Annotated in this window: 26 protein-coding genes and 1 pseudogene; 24 read left to right on the top strand and 3 right to left on the bottom strand. The window is 70.5% G+C overall.

The features are described 5' to 3' along the window. Positions 1–305: 305 nt before the first annotated feature. From rplN to HMPREF3105_RS08780, 22 genes and pseudogenes are all read left to right on the top strand, one after another. The gene (gene rplN, locus HMPREF3105_RS08880; RefSeq protein WP_002857487.1) at positions 306–674 is read left to right on the top strand and encodes a 50S ribosomal protein L14; all 369 of its coding nucleotides are present in this window, start codon (positions 306–308) and stop codon (positions 672–674) included. Positions 675–678: 4 nt separating this feature from the next. After that, positions 679–1,020 (top strand): 50S ribosomal protein L24, encoded by a 342-nt coding sequence (gene rplX, locus HMPREF3105_RS08875; protein WP_036317770.1) that lies wholly within the window; start codon positions 679–681, stop codon positions 1,018–1,020. Then, on the top strand, positions 1,020–1,595 hold the full coding sequence (rplE, locus tag HMPREF3105_RS08870; protein WP_036317773.1) for a 50S ribosomal protein L5: 576 nt from the start codon (positions 1,020–1,022) through the stop codon (positions 1,593–1,595). The genes rplX and rplE overlap by 1 nt, the downstream gene beginning before the upstream one ends. 73 nt (positions 1,596–1,668) lie before the next feature. Then, a complete protein-coding gene (rpsH, locus tag HMPREF3105_RS08865; RefSeq protein WP_002857494.1) occupies positions 1,669–2,067 on the top strand; it encodes a 30S ribosomal protein S8 in 399 nt (132 codons plus the stop codon). 30 nt (positions 2,068–2,097) lie between these two features. Further along, positions 2,098–2,631: a 50S ribosomal protein L6 gene (rplF, locus tag HMPREF3105_RS08860; protein WP_036317775.1), complete on the top strand. Its 534-nt coding sequence runs from the start codon at positions 2,098–2,100 to the stop codon at positions 2,629–2,631. Further along, positions 2,631–3,005: a 50S ribosomal protein L18 gene (rplR, locus tag HMPREF3105_RS08855; protein ID WP_002857498.1), complete on the top strand. Its 375-nt coding sequence runs from the start codon at positions 2,631–2,633 to the stop codon at positions 3,003–3,005. The genes rplF and rplR overlap by 1 nt, the downstream gene beginning before the upstream one ends. Further along, the gene (rpsE, locus tag HMPREF3105_RS08850; protein WP_002857500.1) at positions 3,002–3,751 is read left to right on the top strand and encodes a 30S ribosomal protein S5; all 750 of its coding nucleotides are present in this window, start codon (positions 3,002–3,004) and stop codon (positions 3,749–3,751) included. The genes rplR and rpsE overlap by 4 nt, the downstream gene beginning before the upstream one ends. Positions 3,752–3,754: 3 nt before the next feature. Further along, complete coding sequence (gene rpmD / locus HMPREF3105_RS08845) at positions 3,755–3,979, top strand: 50S ribosomal protein L30 (RefSeq protein ID WP_002857502.1); 225 nt, start codon at positions 3,755–3,757, stop codon at positions 3,977–3,979. Further along, entirely contained in the window at positions 3,972–4,424 is a 453-nt protein-coding gene (gene rplO, locus HMPREF3105_RS08840; RefSeq protein WP_036317776.1) for a 50S ribosomal protein L15, read from the top strand. Before rpmD ends, rplO begins: the two co-directional genes overlap by 8 nt. A gap of 163 nt (positions 4,425–4,587) precedes the next feature. Then, complete coding sequence (gene secY / locus HMPREF3105_RS08835) at positions 4,588–5,895, top strand: preprotein translocase subunit SecY (RefSeq protein ID WP_049146302.1); 1,308 nt, start codon at positions 4,588–4,590, stop codon at positions 5,893–5,895. 51 nt (positions 5,896–5,946) lie between these two features. After that, positions 5,947–6,564, top strand: coding sequence for an adenylate kinase (locus HMPREF3105_RS08830; RefSeq protein WP_036317780.1), 618 nt, complete (start codon positions 5,947–5,949; stop codon positions 6,562–6,564). A 4-nt stretch (positions 6,565–6,568) separates the two neighbouring features. After that, the gene (map, locus tag HMPREF3105_RS08825) at positions 6,569–7,411 is read left to right on the top strand and encodes a type I methionyl aminopeptidase (RefSeq protein WP_080981695.1); all 843 of its coding nucleotides are present in this window, start codon (positions 6,569–6,571) and stop codon (positions 7,409–7,411) included. Between the two features lie 204 nt (positions 7,412–7,615). Further along, entirely contained in the window at positions 7,616–7,837 is a 222-nt protein-coding gene (gene infA / locus HMPREF3105_RS08820) for a translation initiation factor IF-1 (RefSeq protein ID WP_010080397.1), read from the top strand. A gap of 35 nt (positions 7,838–7,872) precedes the next feature. Then, on the top strand, positions 7,873–7,986 hold the full coding sequence (rpmJ, locus tag HMPREF3105_RS12745) for a 50S ribosomal protein L36 (RefSeq protein WP_002857509.1): 114 nt from the start codon (positions 7,873–7,875) through the stop codon (positions 7,984–7,986). A gap of 274 nt (positions 7,987–8,260) precedes the next feature. Beyond that, positions 8,261–8,629, top strand: coding sequence for a 30S ribosomal protein S13 (rpsM, locus tag HMPREF3105_RS08815; RefSeq protein ID WP_017487821.1), 369 nt, complete (start codon positions 8,261–8,263; stop codon positions 8,627–8,629). A gap of 83 nt (positions 8,630–8,712) precedes the next feature. Further along, complete coding sequence (rpsK, locus tag HMPREF3105_RS08810) at positions 8,713–9,117, top strand: 30S ribosomal protein S11 (protein ID WP_002857513.1); 405 nt, start codon at positions 8,713–8,715, stop codon at positions 9,115–9,117. Positions 9,118–9,249: 132 nt separating this feature from the next. After that, positions 9,250–10,248, top strand: a complete 999-nt coding sequence (locus HMPREF3105_RS08805) for a DNA-directed RNA polymerase subunit alpha (RefSeq protein WP_049146318.1) — start codon at positions 9,250–9,252, stop codon at positions 10,246–10,248. Between the two features lie 75 nt (positions 10,249–10,323). Continuing rightward, entirely contained in the window at positions 10,324–11,052 is a 729-nt protein-coding gene (gene rplQ / locus HMPREF3105_RS08800) for a 50S ribosomal protein L17, sunset domain variant (protein WP_049146305.1), read from the top strand. A gap of 117 nt (positions 11,053–11,169) precedes the next feature. Continuing rightward, entirely contained in the window at positions 11,170–12,063 is an 894-nt protein-coding gene (locus tag HMPREF3105_RS08795; RefSeq protein WP_049146309.1) for a tRNA pseudouridine synthase A, read from the top strand. A gap of 277 nt (positions 12,064–12,340) precedes the next feature. Then, positions 12,341–12,784, top strand: a complete 444-nt coding sequence (rplM, locus tag HMPREF3105_RS08790; protein WP_002857519.1) for a 50S ribosomal protein L13 — start codon at positions 12,341–12,343, stop codon at positions 12,782–12,784. 41 nt (positions 12,785–12,825) lie between these two features. Then, on the top strand, positions 12,826–13,314 hold the full coding sequence (gene rpsI, locus HMPREF3105_RS08785) for a 30S ribosomal protein S9 (RefSeq protein ID WP_036317791.1): 489 nt from the start codon (positions 12,826–12,828) through the stop codon (positions 13,312–13,314). Positions 13,315–13,514: 200 nt separating this feature from the next. After that, positions 13,515–14,409, top strand: a pseudogene (locus HMPREF3105_RS08780) (polyphosphate kinase 2). A gap of 65 nt (positions 14,410–14,474) precedes the next feature. On the opposite strand, the gene HMPREF3105_RS08775 reads toward HMPREF3105_RS08780, so the two are convergent. Continuing rightward, entirely contained in the window at positions 14,475–15,275 is an 801-nt protein-coding gene (locus tag HMPREF3105_RS08775) for a peptidoglycan recognition protein family protein (protein WP_041103278.1), read from the bottom strand. A gap of 160 nt (positions 15,276–15,435) precedes the next feature. Between HMPREF3105_RS08775 and glmM the strand changes: the two genes are divergently transcribed. Continuing rightward, positions 15,436–16,791, top strand: coding sequence for a phosphoglucosamine mutase (glmM, locus tag HMPREF3105_RS08770; protein WP_029248315.1), 1,356 nt, complete (start codon positions 15,436–15,438; stop codon positions 16,789–16,791). 8 nt (positions 16,792–16,799) lie between these two features. Then, positions 16,800–17,027: a hypothetical protein gene (locus tag HMPREF3105_RS08765; protein ID WP_010080407.1), complete on the top strand. Its 228-nt coding sequence runs from the start codon at positions 16,800–16,802 to the stop codon at positions 17,025–17,027. A gap of 94 nt (positions 17,028–17,121) precedes the next feature. Here HMPREF3105_RS08765 and mscL read toward each other — a convergent pair whose 3' ends face one another. Next, positions 17,122–17,544, bottom strand: a complete 423-nt coding sequence (mscL, locus tag HMPREF3105_RS08760) for a large conductance mechanosensitive channel protein MscL (RefSeq protein ID WP_036315841.1) — start codon at positions 17,542–17,544, stop codon at positions 17,122–17,124. A 50-nt stretch (positions 17,545–17,594) separates the two neighbouring features. Then, the coding region (locus tag HMPREF3105_RS08755; protein WP_070709273.1) for a M15 family metallopeptidase at positions 17,595–18,227 on the bottom strand (633 nt) is incomplete at its 5' end.

The raw sequence follows: 18,227 nt of genomic DNA, 5'->3' as shown, positions 1-18,227 counted from the left end.
CGCCCCGTGCACTGGCACGGGGCGGCCTTGTGCGTTAGACTCTGATATTCGTGCGCCCTCTCGTTGGCAGGACCATCCATCCTGTGTGCCGAGGGCCGCGCACGCCGATCCCGGATCCGCCTCGGCCCTGCCCTGCGCGCCCCTCCGCTCTCGACCTCCCCGACGCTGTCTGAACACGCGTCGCCGGGGGACGACGGCGGGCGGCCCGCCTCGGGGGAGGGGTAAGCGTCCCGGGATGCCCGTTCAACCGTTCCGCAAGGCTCGCCCATCGTGGGGGAGAACCGGCGCGACGCTAGGAGAGACAAGTGATCCAGCAGGAGTCGCGGCTCAAGGTCGCCGACAACACCGGTGCGAAGGAAATCCTGACCATCCGTGTTCTCGGCGGTTCCGGACGCCGCTACGCAGGCATCGGCGACACCATCGTCGCCACCGTGAAGGACGCCATCCCCGGCGGCAACGTCAAGAAGGGCGACGTCGTCAAGGCCGTGGTGGTCCGCACCCGCAAGCAGTCCCGCCGTCCCGACGGCTCGTACATCAAGTTCGACGAGAACGCGGCGGTCATCCTGAAGACCGACGGCGAGCCCCGTGGCACGCGCATCTTCGGCCCCGTGGGTCGCGAGCTGCGTGACAAGAAGTTCATGAAGATCGTGTCGCTCGCCCCGGAGGTGATCTGACCTCATGGCCAAGATCAAGAAGGACGACCTCGTCCAGGTCATCAGTGGCAAGGACAAGGGCAAGCAGGGCAAGGTCCTGCGCGTGTTCCCGGCGGATGAGCGCGTGCTCGTCGAGGGCGTGAACCGCGTGACCAAGCACCTGCGCGCCGGCCAGGACAACAACGGTTCCACCGAGGGCGGCCTGCAGGTCGTCGAGGCCCCGATCCACATCTCGAACGTGGCCGTGGTGGACCCGGAGACCAAGAAGCCGACCCGTGTGGGCTACCGCTTCGAGACCGTCGAGAAGGACGGCGTGAGCAAGACCGTGAAGGTCCGCTTCGCCAAGGCCTCGGGGAAGGAGCTGTGATGACCGAGGTGCAGCAGACCGAGAAGGTCACCCCGCGTCTGAAGACCAAGTACCGCGACGAGATCCGCGGCGCCCTGCAGGAGCAGTTCCAGTACGGGAACGTCATGCAGGTGCCGGGTCTCGTGAAGGTCGTCGTCAACATGGGCGTCGGCGAGGCCGCCAAGGACTCCAAGATCATCGACGGCGCGGTCGCCGACCTCACCGCCATCACCGGCCAGAAGCCGATGATCACCAAGGCCCGCAAGTCCATCGCGCAGTTCAAGCTGCGTGAGGGCATGCCCATCGGCACGCACGCCACGCTCCGTGGCGACCGCATGTGGGAGTTCCTGGACCGCCTGGTCACGCTCGCGCTGCCGCGCATCCGTGACTTCCGCGGCCTGTCCGACCGCCAGTTCGACGGCAACGGCAACTACACCTTCGGCCTGTCCGAGCAGACCGTGTTCCACGAGATCGATCAGGACAAGATCGACCGCGTGCGCGGCATGGACATCACCGTGGTGACGACCGCCAAGAACGACGACGAGGGCCGCGCGCTGCTCAAGGCGCTGGGCTTCCCGTTCAAGACCGACCAGTAAGACCTCCACGCCACAGGTCCTCCACCGGTGAACCGGTGGCGGAAACCACGGCGAGAAAGGGCGTGAAGCCCACATGACCATGACCGATCCCGTCGCAGACATGCTGACCCGTCTGCGCAACGCAAACTCGGCCTACCACGACACCGTGTCCATGCCGTCCTCGAAGCTGAAGACTCGCGTCGCCGAGATCCTCAAGGCCGAGGGCTACATCCAGGACTGGCGCGAGGAGGAGGCCGAGGTCGGCAAGAAGCTGACCATCGACCTGAAGTTCGGCCCGCAGCGTGAGCGTGCGATCGCCGGCCTGCGCCGCATCTCCAAGCCGGGCCTGCGCGTGTACGCGAAGTCCACGAACCTGCCCCACGTGCTGGGCGGCCTCGGCATCGCCATCCTGTCCACCTCCTCTGGTCTCCTCACGAACCAGCAGGCCGCCAAGAAGGGCGTGGGCGGAGAAGTCCTCGCCTACGTCTGGTGACGGGCAAGACGGAAGAAAGGCTGAACTGACATGTCTCGAATCGGACGTCTCCCGATCACCATCCCCGCCGGCGTCGATGTGACCATCGACGGCGACCGCGTCTCCGTGAAGGGCCCCAAGGGCCAGCTCGAGCACTCGCTGCCCACGCCCATCACGGTCACCCTCGAGGAGGGGCAGGTCACCGTGGCCCGCCCCGACGACGAGCGTGAGTCCCGTTCCCTGCACGGTCTGACCCGCACCCTCATCAGCAACATGGTCGAGGGCGTGACCAACGGCTTCTCCAAGCAGCTCGAGGTCGTCGGCACCGGCTACCGCGTGCAGGCCAAGGGCCAGGACCTCGAGTTCGCCCTGGGCTACTCCCACCCCGTCCCGGTGAAGGCGCCCCAGGGCATCACCTTCACGGTGGAGGGCAACAAGGTCACCGTCGCCGGTATCGACAAGCAGCAGGTCGGCGAGACCGCCGCCAACATCCGCAAGCTGCGCCGCCCCGACCCGTACAAGGGCAAGGGCGTGCGCTACGCGGGCGAGCAGATCCGCCGCAAGGCCGGAAAGGCAGGTAAGTGATGTCTACTCTGAAGGTGAAGGGCAAGGGCAAGTTCAACGCCCGCACCCGCCGCCACCTCCGGGTGCGCAAGCGGATCTCCGGCACCACCGTCCGTCCCCGCCTCGTCGTCAACCGCTCTGCACGGCACATGTTCGTGCAGGTCGTGGACGACACGCAGAGCCGCACGCTCGCGTACGCCTCCACCATGGAGGCCGACGTGCGTGCGCTCGAGGGCGACAAGACGGCCAAGGCCAAGCGCGTGGGCGAGCTCGTCGCCGAGCGTGCCAAGGCGGCCGGCATCGAGGCCGTGGTCTTCGACCGCGGCGGCAACAAGTACCACGGGCGCGTCGCGGCCGTGGCCGACGGTGCGCGAGAGGGTGGGCTGCAGCTGTGACCGAGAACATCAACCAGAAGGACACTCAGGTGACCGAGAGCACCGAGACCACCGTCTCCGAGACCGGGTCGGGCTCGGCGAGCCAGACCACCGAGCGCGCCACCGGTGGCCGCGGCGGTCGCGACGGCGGCCGCGGTGGCCGTGACGGCGATCGTCGTGGCGGCCGTCGCGACGACCGCAACCGTCGTGGCGCCCAGGACGACGAGAAGGACCAGTTCCTCGAGCGCGTCGTGGGCATCAACCGCGTCTCCAAGGTCGTCAAGGGCGGCCGCCGCTTCTCCTTCACCGCCCTCGTGGTGGTGGGTGACGGCGACGGCACCGTCGGCGTCGGCTACGGCAAGGCGAAGGAGGTCCCCGCCGCGATCCAGAAGGCCGTGGAGGAGGCCAAGAAGTCCTTCTTCCGCGTCCCCCGCGTCGGCTCCACCATCCCGCACCTGGTGCAGGGTGAGGACGCCGCCGGCGTCGTGCTGCTCCGCCCGGCCTCCCCGGGTACCGGCGTGATCGCCGGCGGTCCGGTGCGCGCCGTGCTCGAGTGCGCCGGCATCCACGACGTGCTGTCCAAGTCCATGGGCTCCGTGAACGCGATCAACATCGTGCGCGGCACCGTGGACGCCCTCAAGAAGCTGGAAGAGCCCCAGGCCGTCGCCGCCCGCCGCGGCAAGGCCCTGGACGAGATCGCCCCCCATGCGATGCTGCGCACCATGGAGAACGATCGCGCCCAGAAGAGCGCGAAGGCAGGTGCGTGAGCCGTGTTTGAGCCCACCCGCAAGAACATCCAGCCCTCGGACGCCACCCTGGTCATCACCCAGACCCGCGGCGTCACGGGCTCCAAGCAGAACCATCGGGACACCCTGCGCTCGCTGGGCCTGAAGCGGATCGGCCACCAGGTCACCCGCAAGGCCGACGCGGTGACGGTCGGCATGGTCAACACCGTGCCGCACCTGGTGTCCGTGGAGGAGGTCAACAATGGCTGACAACGACGCCATCAAGGTCCACGACCTGCGTCCGGCCCCCGGTGCCAAGACCGCCAAGACCCGTGTGGGTCGCGGTGAGGCGTCGAAGGGCAAGACCGCCGGTCGCGGCACCAAGGGCACCAAGGCCCGTTACCAGGTCCGTGCGGGCTTCGAGGGCGGCCAGCTGCCCCTGCAGATGCGTCTGCCGAAGCTCCGCGGCTTCAAGAACCCGTTCCGCACGGAGTACCAGGTCGTGAACCTGGACAAGCTCTCCGCGCACTTCCCCGAGGGCGGTGAGGTCACCGTGGACGCGCTCGTGTCCAAGGGCCTCGTCCGTCGCGGTCAGCCCGTGAAGGTGCTGGGCACGGGGGAGATCACCTCGGCCGTGCAGGTGAAGGCGAACGCCTTCTCCTCGTCCGCCGTGGAGAAGATCCAGGCCGCCGGCGGGTCCACCGAGACCCTCTGACACGCCGACCCATCCACCGAGGGCCCTGGCCCGGAGCAGCCGCTCCGGACCAGGGCCCTCGGTCCGTCCGTGTAGACTCGCACAGCGGCCGCCCCGGTGTGGCCGCCGTCTCGTGCCCCGCCCCGCGGCCGGCGCGCCCCACAGGACCACCGCAGGAGGACTCGTGCTCAAGGCCATCGCCCGGATCGTCCGGACGCCTGACCTGTTGCGGAAGATCGCCTTCACGCTCGGGCTCATCGCCGTCTACCGGATGGGCGCCTTCGTGCCGGCCCCCGGGGTGGACTACCCGGCGGTGCAGCAGTGCCTCGCGGCGGGCAACGCCCAGGGCGGCCTGTACTCCTTCGTGAACATGTTCTCGGGCGGGGCGCTCCTGCAGGTGTCCGTCTTCGCGCTCGGCATCATGCCCTACATCACGGCGTCGATCATCGTGCAGCTGCTGCGCGTGGTGATCCCGCGCTTCGAGCAGCTCCACCAGGAGGGCCCGCAGGGCCAGGCGACGCTGACGCAGTACACCCGTTACCTGACCCTCGCCCTCGCCCTGCTGCAGGCGACCACGATGGCCTCGCTGGCCCGCACCGGGGCGCTGCTCGGATGCAGCCTGCCGCTGCTGCGCGACGGCTCCATCCTCACGGTGCTGCTCGTGGTCATCGCCCTGACCACCGGCTGTCTCATCGTCATGTGGTTCGGCGAGCGGATCACCGAGAACGGCGTGGGCAACGGCATGTCCCTGCTGATCTTCACCTCCATCGCGGCGGGCTTCCCGGCCGGCCTCGGCCAGGTGGTCCAGACGCAGGGCTGGCGCGTGTTCGCGATCGTCATGGGGATCGGCCTGCTCACCATGCTGGCCATCGTCTTCGTGGAGGAGTCGCAGCGCCGGATCCCGGTCCAGTACGCCAAGCGGCAGATCGGCTCGCGGACCGTGGGCGGGTCGAGCACCTACATCCCGGTCAAGGTGAACATGGCCAACGTCATCCCGGTCATCTTCGCCTCCTCCGTGCTGATGCTCCCGGGCATCCTCATCCAGTTCAACACGCCGCAGGACGGCAGTGCGCCGGCCCCGTGGATCACGTGGCTGAGCCGGTACTTCGGCCCCGGCGACCACCCGGTGTACATGGCCCTGTACTTCCTGCTCATCATCGGCTTCACGTACTTCTACGTGTCCATCACGTTCAACCCGGTGGAGATCTCGGACAACATGAAGCGCTACGGCGGCTTCATCCCCGGCGTCCGCGCCGGCCGGCCCACCGAGCGTTACCTGCAGTACGTCATCAGCCGCATCACGCTCGTGGGCGCCCTCTACCTGGGTATCGTGGCCATGATCCCGCTGATCGCCTTCGCGGTGATCGGCACCAGCCAGAACTTCCCGCTCGGCGGCACGTCCATCCTCATCATGGTGGGCGTCGGCCTCCAGACCGTGAAGCAGGTCAGCGCACAGATGGAGCAGCGCCACTACGAGGGCCTGCTGCGCTGAGCCCCGACCCGATCCCGCAACGCCGTCCGTATCGACAGTGAGGAACACACGATGACCCGCATGCTGCTCATGGGCCCTCCCGGTTCCGGCAAGGGCACCCAGGCCGCCCGGATCGCCGACAAGCTGGGGATCGTCCCGATCTCCACCGGTGACATCTTCCGCCACAACGTGAAGTCGATGACGCCGCTCGGCGTCGAGGCCAAGAAGTACATCGACAACGGCGACTTCGTCCCCGATGAGGTCACGAACCGCATGGTCGCGGACCGCATCGCCCAGGCCGACGCGGAGCACGGCTTCCTGCTGGACGGCTACCCGCGCACGAAGGGCCAGGTCGAGGCGCTGGACGCCATGCTCGCCGAGTCCGGCCAGTCGCTGTCCGCCGTCGTCGAGCTGGAGGTGCCCGACGAGGAGCTCGTGGAGCGTCTGCTCAAGCGTGCCGAGATCGAGGGCCGCGCGGACGACACCCAGGAGGTCATCGAGCACCGCCTGGACCTGTACCACCGCGAGACCGAGTCCGTCATCCAGGAGTACGTGGAGCGCGGCATCGTCGCCCGCGTGGACGGCACCGGCCAGATCGACGACGTCACCGAGCGCCTGCTGCAGGCCGTGTACTCCGTGCGCGCCGCCACGGGCTCCCTGCCCGTGATCCAGCCGGGCGCGGAGTCCTGACCCCGTGATCGGCCGCCGCTCGCTCGAGCTCAAGACCGCCCCCCAGCTGCAGGCCATGCAGCGCGCGGGGGTGGTCCTGTCCGAGGCCCTGGACGCCACGCTGGCCGCGGCCGCGCCGGGCGTCACCACCGCGGAGCTGGACGCCGTGTTCGCGGGCGTGCTGGCCGAGCGCGGTGCGACCTCCAACTTCCTGGGCTACTACGACTTCCCGGCCTCGATCTGCACCTCGGTCAACGACGAGGTCGTGCACGGCATCCCCGGGGACCGGGTCCTGCAGACCGGCGACGTGCTGAAGGTCGACGGGGGCGCGATCGTGGACGGCTGGCACGCCGACTCGGCCCGCACGGTGATCCTGGGCTCCTCCGCGGCCGGCACCGCGGACCCGGCCGACGAGCGCCTCTCGGCGATCACGCGGGAGGCGCTCTGGGTCGGCATCGCGGCCTTCGCCTCCGCCACCCACGTCGGGGACATCGGGGACGCCATCGACGACTTCGTCTCCGCGCAGCCGGGCGAGGAGCTCGGCATCCTCGAGGAGTACGTGGGGCACGGCATCGGCTCGGCCATGCACCTGCCGCCGGACGTGTTCAACTACCGCACCGGCCACCGGGGGCCCAAGATCCGCTCCGGTCTGGCGCTCGCCATCGAGCCGATGCTGGTGCGCGGCTCCATCGACACGAAGGTGCTCGCGGACGACTGGACCGTGGTGACCCTCGACGGCGCCCGCGCGAGCCAGTGGGAGCACTCGGTCTGCCGGCACGACGGCGGTGTGTGGGTGCTCACCGCGCCCGACGGCGGCGCCTCCGAGCTCGCCCGGTTCGGCGTGGTCCCGGTCCCGCCGGGGGAGTGAGGGGCCCGAGCTGTCGGCCGTCCGTCCCGCCCGTCCGGCGGACCGGGCGGCCGTCCTCGTCTGTGCTGGTTCTCAGACCGAGAATGCGGTATCATCGAACGTTGTTCGTGTGCGCGCACTCGTGTGCGCCGGCGAGCAGACCCGTTCCCGCCCCGTCATCCGGCCCTCCGCGGCCGTGCCCGGGGCATGACGATTGTGGAGGACATGGCTAAGAAGGAAGGTGTCATCGAGGTCGAGGGCACGGTGTCGGAGGCATTGCCGAACGCGATGTTCCGGGTCCGTCTGCAGAACGAGCACGTCGTGCTCGCCACGATCTCCGGAAAGATGCGTCAGCACTACATCCGCATCCTCCCCGAGGATCGCGTCGTGGTGGAGCTTAGCCCGTACGACCTCAACCGGGGTCGGATCGTGTACCGATACAAGTAAGAACCCCCGTCCAAGCGAGCGCAGGAGGAAGAGCCGTGAAGGTTCAGCCGAGCGTGAAGCGGATTTGTGACAAGTGCCAGGTCGTGCGCCGTAAGGGCCGCGTGCTGGTGATCTGCTCGAACCCGCGCCACAAGCAGCGCCAGGGCTGATCGCCTCCCCGGGAGCCCGGGGAGCGACGCCGTCGCGTTGACCACACCACCCACCGGCCATCGGGCCGAACAGCAGGGACAGCGGTCCACCCCGTGAGGGGAGGGCCCCCACCTCCGGCCGCAGGGGCCGGAGACCGACGACGGCGGACGCCCGCCGCGGAGCACGCCGGATCTTCCCCGGCGCCGCGACGACGGGTCCGCGAGGCCCAGTGCCGCGTCGTACGGGACGTCCCTGGTGCAGACCCCTGCTGCAGAAGAACAGGAGGACGGCCACATGGCTCGTCTTGCAGGCGTTGACATTCCGCGCGAGAAGCGCGTGATCATCGCACTCACGTACATCTACGGTGTGGGCAAGACCCGCGCTGAGGAGACCCTCGCCGCCACGGGCATCGACCCGAACATCCGCGTGAAGGACCTCTCCGACGAGCAGCTGGTGCAGCTGCGCGACCACATCGAGGGCAGCTACAAGGTGGAGGGCGACCTCCGCCGCGAGGTGGCCGCCGACATCCGTCGCAAGGTGGAGATCGGCTCCTACGAGGGCCTGCGCCACCGCCGCGGCCTGCCGGTGCGCGGCCAGCGCACGAAGACCAACGCCCGTACCCGCAAGGGCCCCAAGAAGACGGTCGCCGGCAAGAAGAAGTGATCCTGCACCGGCGGTGACCGCGTCCACGTCCGGACGCCCCGCCCGCAGCATCAGCACCAGCAGCTTTCCCGGAGGAGAATCACATGCCCCCCAAGACTCGCGCATCGGCTGCCCGCAAGCCGCGTCGCAAGGCCAACAAGAACATCACCGTGGGCCAGGCCCACATCAAGAGCACGTTCAACAACACCATCGTGTCCATCACGGACACCACGGGTGCCGTCATCTCCTGGGCCTCGTCCGGCGAGGTCGGCTTCAAGGGGTCGCGCAAGTCGACCCCGTACGCCGCGCAGATGGCCGCCGAGCAGGCCGCCAAGCGTGCGCAGGAGCACGGCATGAAGAAGGTGGACGTCTTCGTGAAGGGTCCGGGCTCGGGCCGCGAGACCGCCATCCGCTCCCTGCAGGCCGCCGGCCTCGAGGTGGGGTCCATCCAGGACGTCACCCCCATGGCCCACAACGGCGCTCGCCCGGCGAAGCGCCGCCGCGTCTGACCTGAGCGCTGTGTCCGCGTCCGCCCCCGCCCGGGGCGGACGCGGACAGGTCTGCGGACCTGCCCCCACCCCGTCCTCGTTTCCACCCACCGCGTGCGTCATATGGCGGACGCTCGCCGAAAGGAAATGTCCGTGCTCATTGCACAGCGCCCCACGCTGACCGAAGAGGTCGTCTCCGACCGTCGTTCCCGGTTCGTCATCGAGCCCCTGGAGCCCGGCTTCGGCTACACCCTCGGCAACTCCCTGCGCCGCACTCTGCTCTCGTCGATCCCCGGTGCTGCCGTGACCAGCATCCGCGTGGACGGCGTGCTGCACGAGTTCAGCACCGTCAACGGAGTCAAGGAGGATGTCACCGAGATCATCCTCAACATCAAGAAGCTCTCCGTCTCCTCGGAGAACGACGAGCCCGTGGTGGCCTACCTGCGCAAGCAGGGGGCCGGCGTCGTCACCGCCGCGGACATCACCGCGCCGGCCGGCGTCGAGATCCACAACCCGGACCTGCACATCGCGACCCTGAACGCGAAGGGCAAGTTCGACATGGAGCTGACCATCGAGCGCGGTCGCGGCTACGTGACCGCCGCCCAGAACAAGTCCGCGGACGCGGAGATCGGCCGCATCCCGGTCGACTCCATCTACTCCCCGGTCCTCAAGGTGACCTTCAAGGTCGAGGCCACCCGTGTGGAGCAGCGCACCGACTTCGACCGTCTGATCCTGGACGTGGAGACCAAGGAGAACATGCTGCCGCGTGACGCGGTGGCCTCTGCCGGCTCCACCCTGGTCGAGCTGTTCGGCCTGGCCCGCTCGCTCAACGTCGAGGCCGAGGGCATCGACCTGGGCGACGAGCCCGAGGTCGTCGAGGGCTCCGCCGACCTGGCCCAGCCGATCGAGGAGCTCGAGCTCACCGTGCGCTCGTACAACTGCCTCAAGCGCGAGGGCATCCACACCGTGGGTGAGCTCGTGGGCCGTTCCGAGGCCGACCTGATGGACATCCGCAACTTCGGCGCGAAGTCCATCGACGAGGTCAAGGAGAAGCTCCAGGAGCTGGGCCTGTCCCTCAAGGACTCGCCGGCCGGCTACGACCCGCAGGCGCACGCGCGCCAGATGGACGACGACCCGTTCTCGGACTTCTGAGCCGATTCCGCACCACCTGACATCTTCGACCCAACGCCGCAGCCGGCTGCAGGGTCCCACCCGAGGAGAAACACCATGCCTACCCCCACCAAGGGTCCGCGTCTGGGCGGCAGCCCGGCCCACGAGCGCATCATGCTGGCGAACATGTCCGCCCAGCTGTTCGAGCACAAGTCGATCACCACGACGCTCACCCGCGCCAAGCGCCTGCGCCCGTACGCCGAGCGCCTGATCACCTTCGCCAAGAAGGGCGATCTGCCGGCCCGCCGCAAGGTGCAGGGTCTCATCGCCGCCAAGAACCGCACCAACAAGGCGGTCGTGCACGAGCTGTTCACCGTGATCGGCCCGGCGATGGCCGAGCGCAACGGCGGCTACACCCGCATCACCAAGATCGGCAACCGCCAGGGCGACAACGCGCCCATGGCCGTGATCGAGCTGATCATGGAGCCGATCTCCGGCAAGCAGGCCGTCGTGCGTGAGGCCGAGCAGGCCGCCGCGTCCGCGCCGGCCGCCCCGGCCGAGTCCACCCCGGTGGAGGCCGTCGACCCGGCCGCCACCGAGGAGGTCACCGTGGCCGAGTCGCAGGAGGCCGCCGCCGAGATCGACGGCGCCGTGCCCACCAACGAGGACGGCTCGGCTCCGGCCGAGGCCACCATCAAGGGCAACGCCAGCTCGAAGAAGTACCACGTCCCCGGCTCGCGCTGGTACGACCAGACCACCGCCGAGGTCTGGTTCTCCACCGTCGAGGAGGCCAAGGCCGCGGGCTTCGAGCCTGCCGGTGGCGAGGCCGCCCAGAAGATGGCCTGACGCCAGCGCGTGAGTCCGCGTCCGTCCCCGTGACGACGCATCGGCGAGGGCCGTCCACCACCCGGTGGGCGGCCCTTCGCCGTCCCCGGTCCCGCCCCGACCCGCTTGAGGAGCAGCATGAGCGAGCAGCACCGCCCGGACGCCCCGCCGGCGCCCGGGGAACCCGCGTCCGTGCGCGTCCGCCTGGACCTGGCCTACGACGGCGGCGCCTTCCACGGCTGGGCCCGCCAGCCCGGTCTCGACTCGGTCCAGGGTGCGCTGGAGGACGGGCTCGAGCGGATCCTGCGCCGGCCCGTGCGCACGGTGGTCGCCGGTCGCACCGACGCGGGGGTGCACGCGCGCGGTCAGGTCGTCCACCTCGACCTGACCGAGGCGGAGTGGGTGGGCCTGACCCGTGGCCGCCCCGGCCTGGAACCGGCCACCTCCCTGACCCGCCGCCTCGGCGGGGTGCTCTCCGGGTGGGGCGGGGCCGTCGTCGTGCACGGGGCGCGGCGGGCCCCCGCGGGCTTCGACGCGCGGTTCAGCGCGCTGTGGCGCGAGTACGAGTACCGGATCGACGACGCGCCCGCCGCGCGTGACCCGCGCACGCGGGGCTTCACCCACTGGCACGCCGCCGCCCTGGACGATCGCCTCATGGCGCTGGAGGCCGACGCCGTCCTCGGACTGCACGACTTCCTGTCCTTCTGCCGGCCCCGCGAGGGCGCCACGACCATCCGCGAGGTCCAGCGCCTGGAGGTGCGACGCGATGTGGACGGCGTCGTGCGCGTCCGGATCCGGGCCGACGCGTTCTGCCACAACATGGTCCGGGCGATCGTCGGGGCGCTACTGCAGGTGGGGGAGGGGGCCCGCGAGCCCGGCTGGCTCGCGCACCGGGTGGCGAGGCCGGCCCGCGACTCCGAGGTGCGCCTCGCCCCGCCCGGGGGGCTGACGCTGCTCGCCGTCGGCTATCCCGACGAGGCGGCGGAGCTGCGCCGGCGCGCCGAGGGCACCCGGGCGAAGCGGACCCTGTGAGCCGGGGTCGCCCGCGGCGACGGCTTTTGGCTCCGAGGCCCGCGTTCGGTAGGATGGGTGGACGTTGCGCATGCCCGCACCCGGATGCGTCGTGCCGCGAGTGGCTCAGTTGCATGGCCTTCAGCTCGCGCCGCACCCCCGGGGCATCGGGCCCGGACGCCTTCCAGCCCTCACCTGGGGGACCGGCGCGCACGGAGAACTGACAGCGCGAGCGCGCCGGAATCACGACCCGGCGGGCAGGTGCTGTGGACCACCACCGACCCTGAAGGCAGACAACGTGCGTACGTACTCTCCCAAGCCTGGTGACGCCGACCGTCAGTGGCACATCATCGATGCCACCGACGTCGTCCTCGGCCGCCTGGCCTCCCACACCGCCACCCTCCTGCGCGGCAAGCACAAGCCGACGTTCGCCCCCCACATGGACATGGGCGACTACGTCATCATCGTGAACGCCGAGAAGGTCGCCCTCACCGGCGCCAAGCTCGAGAAGAAGCGCGCCTACCGCCACTCGGGCTACCCGGGCGGCCTGAAGTCGCAGTCCTACGCCGAGCTGCTCGAGACCAACCCGGTCCGCGCCGTGGAGAAGGCCGTCAAGGGCATGCTCCCGAAGAACTCGCTGGCCGCCCAGCAGCTCTCCAAGCTGAAGGTGTACAAGGGCGCCGAGCACCCGCACACCGCCCAGCAGCCCCAGACCTTCGAGATCGGCCAGGTCGCCCAGTGACCCCGGCGGGCCACTGACGCAGACCTTCCCTGAGGAGAACCATGAGCATCAACGAGAACGACGACGTGGAGCTGACGAGCTACACCTCTGAGTCCACCGCCGCCGCCGAGGCCCCCGTCGCCTCCGAGCGCCCGGCCCTGACCGTGCCCGGCTCCGCCGTCGGCCGCCGCAAGGAGGCCGTGGCCCGCGTGCGCCTCGTCCCCGGCTCCGGCCAGTGGACCATCAACGGCCGCGCCCTGGAGAACTACTTCCCGAACAAGCTGCACCAGCAGGAGGTCTCCGACCCCTTCACGCTGTTGGAGCTGACCGGCGCCTACGACGTGATCGCCCGCATCCACGGCGGCGGCCCCTCCGGCCAGGCCGGTGCGCTGCGCCTGGGCATCTCCCGCGCCCTCAACGAGATCGACCGCGAGCACAACCGCCCGGCGCTCAAGAAGGCCGGCTTCCTGACCCGCGACGCCCGCGTCATCGAGCGCAAGAAGGCCGGCCTCAAGAAGGCCCGCAAGGCCTCGCAGTTCTCGAAGCGCTGATCCTGCGCCGCACGGTGTCCCCACCGTGCCCCCGCCGACGCCCCGTCCCGCTCCTCACGAGCGGGGCGGGGCGTCCGCCGTCTCCGTGGGCCGGCGGCACCTGACCCAGGGGTAATATGAAGGCGCATGGCGACGACGCCATGACGGGCCGCTCGCCCGTCCGGTGCGCGGTCCGATCGGAGACACCCTCGGGAGCCGCCGTGGCCGAGAACACGAGTCCCACGCCCGACCCCCGCACCCGTGGCGAGCACGGCACGGAGCACGCCGCGCAGGCCCCCTTCGCCGTGACCCGTGACTACGCCGCCGAGGTGGACGAGATCCGGGAGCTGGGCCGCAAGCTCGGCGGGGAGAAGAAGACCCCCCACCCCGGACCCGCAGGCCTGGCGTGAGGGCTACCCGTACAAGACCAAGCTCAGCCGCAAGAGCTACGAACGACGCAAGCGCGAGCTGCAGATCGAGCTGCTGAAGATGCAGCTCTGGGTCAAGGAGACCGGCCAGAAGGTCCTGATCATCTTCGAGGGCCGCGACGCCGCCGACAAGGGCGGCGCCATCAAGCGCTTCAACGAGCACCTCAACCCCCGCGGCGCCCGGACCGTGGCCCTGGAGAAGCCCACGGAGGAGGAGGCCTCGCAGTGGTACTTCCAGTGCTACATCCAGCACCTCGAGTTCATGCGCGAGACCCCTGAGCTGGAGCGCATGCTCGTCAACTCCGGCGTGCACATCATCAAGTTCTGGTTCTCCGTGTCCCAGCGTGAGCAGCTCAACCGCTTCGCGGCGCGGGAGACCGACCCGGTGCGTCGCTGGAAGCTCTCGCCCACCGACCTGGCCTCCCTGGACAAGTGGGACGACTACACGAACGCGAAGGAGGCCATGTTCTTCTACACGCACACGGCCGACGCCCCGTGGACCGTCGTGAAGTCGAACGACAAGAAGCGCGCCCGCCTCGAGGCCATCCGCCACGTGCTGCACACGCTGCCCTACCCGGACAAGGACGAGCGCATCGTCCACCGCCCCGACCCGCAGATCTGCGGCCCGGCCAACGAGCTGGCCGAGTACGGCGAGGTCTCCGGCGGCTCGTTCCCGCGCGTGCGCTGACCGGGCCGCACACGACGGCGCCCCTCACCGTCCGGGGAGGGGCGCCGTCGTGTGCGGGGGCGGATTCAGCCGCGCTCCTCCTCCACGTACTCCGGGGTGACGTGGGCGTCGTCGAAGAGGTTGTCCGCCCCGAAGCCCTCCGAGACGTGGTACTCGCCCGAGGCCAGGGAGAGGCGGACGTCCTCGCGCAGGATCGGCAGCTTGGCGTAGAACGCGTCGCCGCAGCAGCTGGTGGCGGTGACGTCGCGGTGGCCGATGATGCGGGACGGCGGCAGCTCGTACTGCTGGCAGATGTAGGCGACGAGCGGCACCAGGCCGGCGTAGAGGCTCTGCGGCGGCGGGTTCAGCATGTACAGCCCCTCGCACTCGATGCCGAGCGCATACGCGTTGAACCCGAGCGCGTGGACGCCGAGCATGAACGTCTGTCCGCCCTCGAGCGCGTGCCGGGAGCCGTGGCGGCCCTCCATCGCAAAGCCGCCGCGGGAGACGGTGAAGTGCTGCCCGGTATCGCCCCAGTCGTTCGCGGGGCTCATGTGCGCGTTCTGGACCACCTGTGCGATGCTTTCCGCCGCCTCCCGGGAGCCGTCCGTGACGTTCGGCGTGGTGGTGTGGTGGATCACCAGGTAGGAGGGGCGCTCGTTCAGGGTCTGCAGGTAGTAGTTGGGCTGCATGGCGCCCCACTGCGCCGTGGTGATGATGTCCGGGGCGGGCAGGCGGGTGGCCTGCTCGTCGCCCTCCGAGCTCTGCTCGGCCTGCTCATCACGCCCGCAGCCGGCCACGCCGGCGGCGATCGCCAGGCCCGTGCCGCCCAGCACGCTGCGGCGCGTCCAGGAACGGGAGGGCGGGGGCGGGGTCACGTCGGGCATGGATCGAGGTCCTTCGGGTTCGGGGCGGGGCCTCCCGGGCGGATGTGAGCGGACGGGCGCGGCCGCGGGGGCTCGACCGGTCCGATGCTACCGCCCCCCGGCCCGTTTCGTGACCCTCCCGTGATGCAGGCCGCAGGGGCGGCCCCTACACTGACTGATCATGTCGAGATTGTTCGGAACCGATGGCGTCCGTGGCCTGGCCAACGAGACCCTCACCGTGGAGTTGTCCGTCCAGCTGGCCCAGGCCGCCTCGCCCGTCCTCGGCGCGGAGGCCTTCGACGCCGGCCGACGCCCGGTCGCCGTCGTGGCCCGGGACCCGCGCATCAGCGGCGAGTTCATCGCGGCCGCCGTGCAGGCGGGTCTGGCGTCCTCGGGCGTGGACGTGTGGGACGCCGGCGTGCTGCCGACTCCCGCCGCCGCCTATCTCGTGGGGGACCTGGACGCCGACTTCGGCGTGATGATCTCCGCCTCCCACAACCCGGCCCCGGACAACGGCATCAAGTTCCTCGCGCGCGGCGGCGAGAAGCTGACCGACGCGCAGGAGGACGAGATCATCCGTCACCTCGAGGGCGTGACGCCGCGGCGGCCCCAGGGCGCGGACGTGGGCCGCGTGCGCGTCTTCGCGGACGCCGAGGACCGCTACGTCCTCCACCTCCTGCAGACCCTCCCGCACCGGCTGGACGGGCTCAAGGTCGTCCTGGACTGCGCACACGGCGCGGCCGCCGGCTGCTCGCCCGAGGCGTTCCGCGCCGCCGGCGCGGAGGTCGTGGTGATCGGCGCGTCCCCGGACGGACTCAACATCAACGACGGCTACGGCTCCACCCACCTCGAGAAGCTCCAGGCGGCCGTGCGCGAGCACGGCGCGGACCTCGGCATCGCGCACGACGGCGACGCCGACCGGTGCCTCGCCGTGGACGAGCGCGGCGAGGTCGTCGACGGCGACCAGATCATGGGCGTCATGGCCGTGGCACTCAAGGACCGCGGCGTCCTGCGCGACGACACCCTGGTCGTGACCGTCATGTCCAACCTGGGCCTGAAGCTGGCCATGGGCCGGGAGGGCGTCCAGCTCGTCGAGACCCAGGTGGGCGACCGCTACGTCCTGGCCGGCATGAAGCTCGGCGACTACTCGCTCGGCGGCGAGCAGTCCGGCCACGTGATCTTCTCGGACCACGCCACCACCGGTGACGGTGTCCTCACCGGCCTGCAGCTCGCCTCGCGCGTCGCCGAGACCGGCACCCCGCTCTCCGAGCTGGCCGCGGTGATGGACCGGCTGCCCCAGGTCCTCGTGAACGTGCGCGGCGTGGACAAGTCCCGCGCCGCCGAGGACGAGGCCGTCCAGGCGGCGGTGGCCGAGGCGGAGGCCCGCCTCGGCGAGACCGGCCGCGTGCTGCTGCGCCCGTCGGGCACGGAACCGGTCGTGCGCGTCATGGTCGAGGCCCCGGACGAGGAGACCGCCGGCCGGGAGGCCCAGGTGCTGGCCGACGTCGTGCAGCGCGAGCTGCGCCTGCACGACTGACCGGACCGATGACGTCGGACGCGGCCCCCCGGCCCCGCCGCTGGACCCTGTTCGCGGGGCTGCTCGCGGGGCTGGCGGTCCTGTGGTCGGCCGCGTTCCTCGCCGTGGACGCGCCCGTGTGCGCGCGGCAGAGCGCCCCCGTGGAGTGGTTGCCGTGCCTGGATCCGGACCGGCAGGACTCGGAGGTCGCCCCGGACGCCGGGTCCAGCGCGGACCGGACGACGTCGCGTCCCTGAGGGCACGGCCCCCGCGCCGCCGCGGGCATGAAGGAAGGGCCCGGGGCGACTCGCGTGAGTCGTCCCGGGCCCTTCGGCGTCGGACAGGGGGAGATCAGAGGGCGGTGGTCCCGGAGGTGGGGCCGCCGCGGCGCTCGGCGAGCAGGTCGCGGATCTCGGTGAGCACGGCGACGTCGGCGGCCACCTCCTCCTCGGCGGGGTCGATGCCGAGGCGGCGGTTGCGGGCCTCGATCATCTTGTTCATCGGCATCACGATGGCGAAGTACACGGCCGCGGCGATGAGCAGGAAGTTGACGATGGCGGTGAGCAGCACGCCGAACTTCACGTCGTTGCCGTTGACCGTCAGCACGGCGAACGAGTCGAAGTTCGGCGAGCCCACGGCGGCGGCGATGAGCGGCATGAGGACCGCCTCGACGAGCGCGTTCACGATCTTGCCGAAGGCGGCGCCGATGATGACGGCGACGGCAAGGTCGAGGACGTTGCCCTTCATGATGAAGTCTTTGAATCCCTGGAGCATGGGGAGAATCCTACGTGTCACGAAGGCGGCGCGGTACAGGGTCGTGCGTCTCAGTCCGCGTAGTCCGGCGCCGGCGGCAGACCCCACGCGGTCTCGAGGACGCCGCCGGCCGCCTCGACCCGGGCCGCCTCCGCGGACCCGACGTAGCGCAGGTGCCACGGCTCGTGATCGAAGCCCGTCACGTCCTCGGCCCCGGCGGGATAGCGGACGACGAACCCGTACTCGGCGGCGTGCGCCGCCACCCAACGGCCCGCGGCGGTGTCGCCGAAGCACGCTTCCAGGTCACACGCGGGGGTCGCGGCGTCGCCCACGTCCCAGGCCAGGCCGGTCTGATGCTCGGAGTACCCCGGACGCGCGGAGACGCGGTCGGCCTCGGCGTGGCCCAGCTCGTCGACCCAGTGGCCATACGTCCGGACCTGGTAGTCGTACGAACGGTAGGCGCTCAGGGTGGTGAGGCGGTGGCCCGCCGCCGCGGCGGCATCCACCAGGTCGCCGGCCGCCGTCGCGGCCTCCGCGCGCAGGGGCAGCTCGCTGCCGGGCACGGCCACCAGATCCGAGGGCGCCCAGTCGGGCGGGGCCACGGGGCGGGTCTTGTTCACGACGACGTCGAGGGCGGCCGGGTCGGCGTGCGCGCTCGACGACGGCGCCGTGCTCGAGGCGGCGCCGGACGACGCGGCCGCGCT

It is taken from the genome of Micrococcus sp. HMSC31B01, from assembly GCF_001816085.1.
Classification (GTDB): Bacteria; Actinomycetota; Actinomycetes; order Actinomycetales; family Micrococcaceae; genus Micrococcus; species Micrococcus luteus.
The sequence above is the reverse complement of the archived record's forward strand: the minus strand, read 5'-3'. Positions and strand labels throughout refer to the sequence as shown.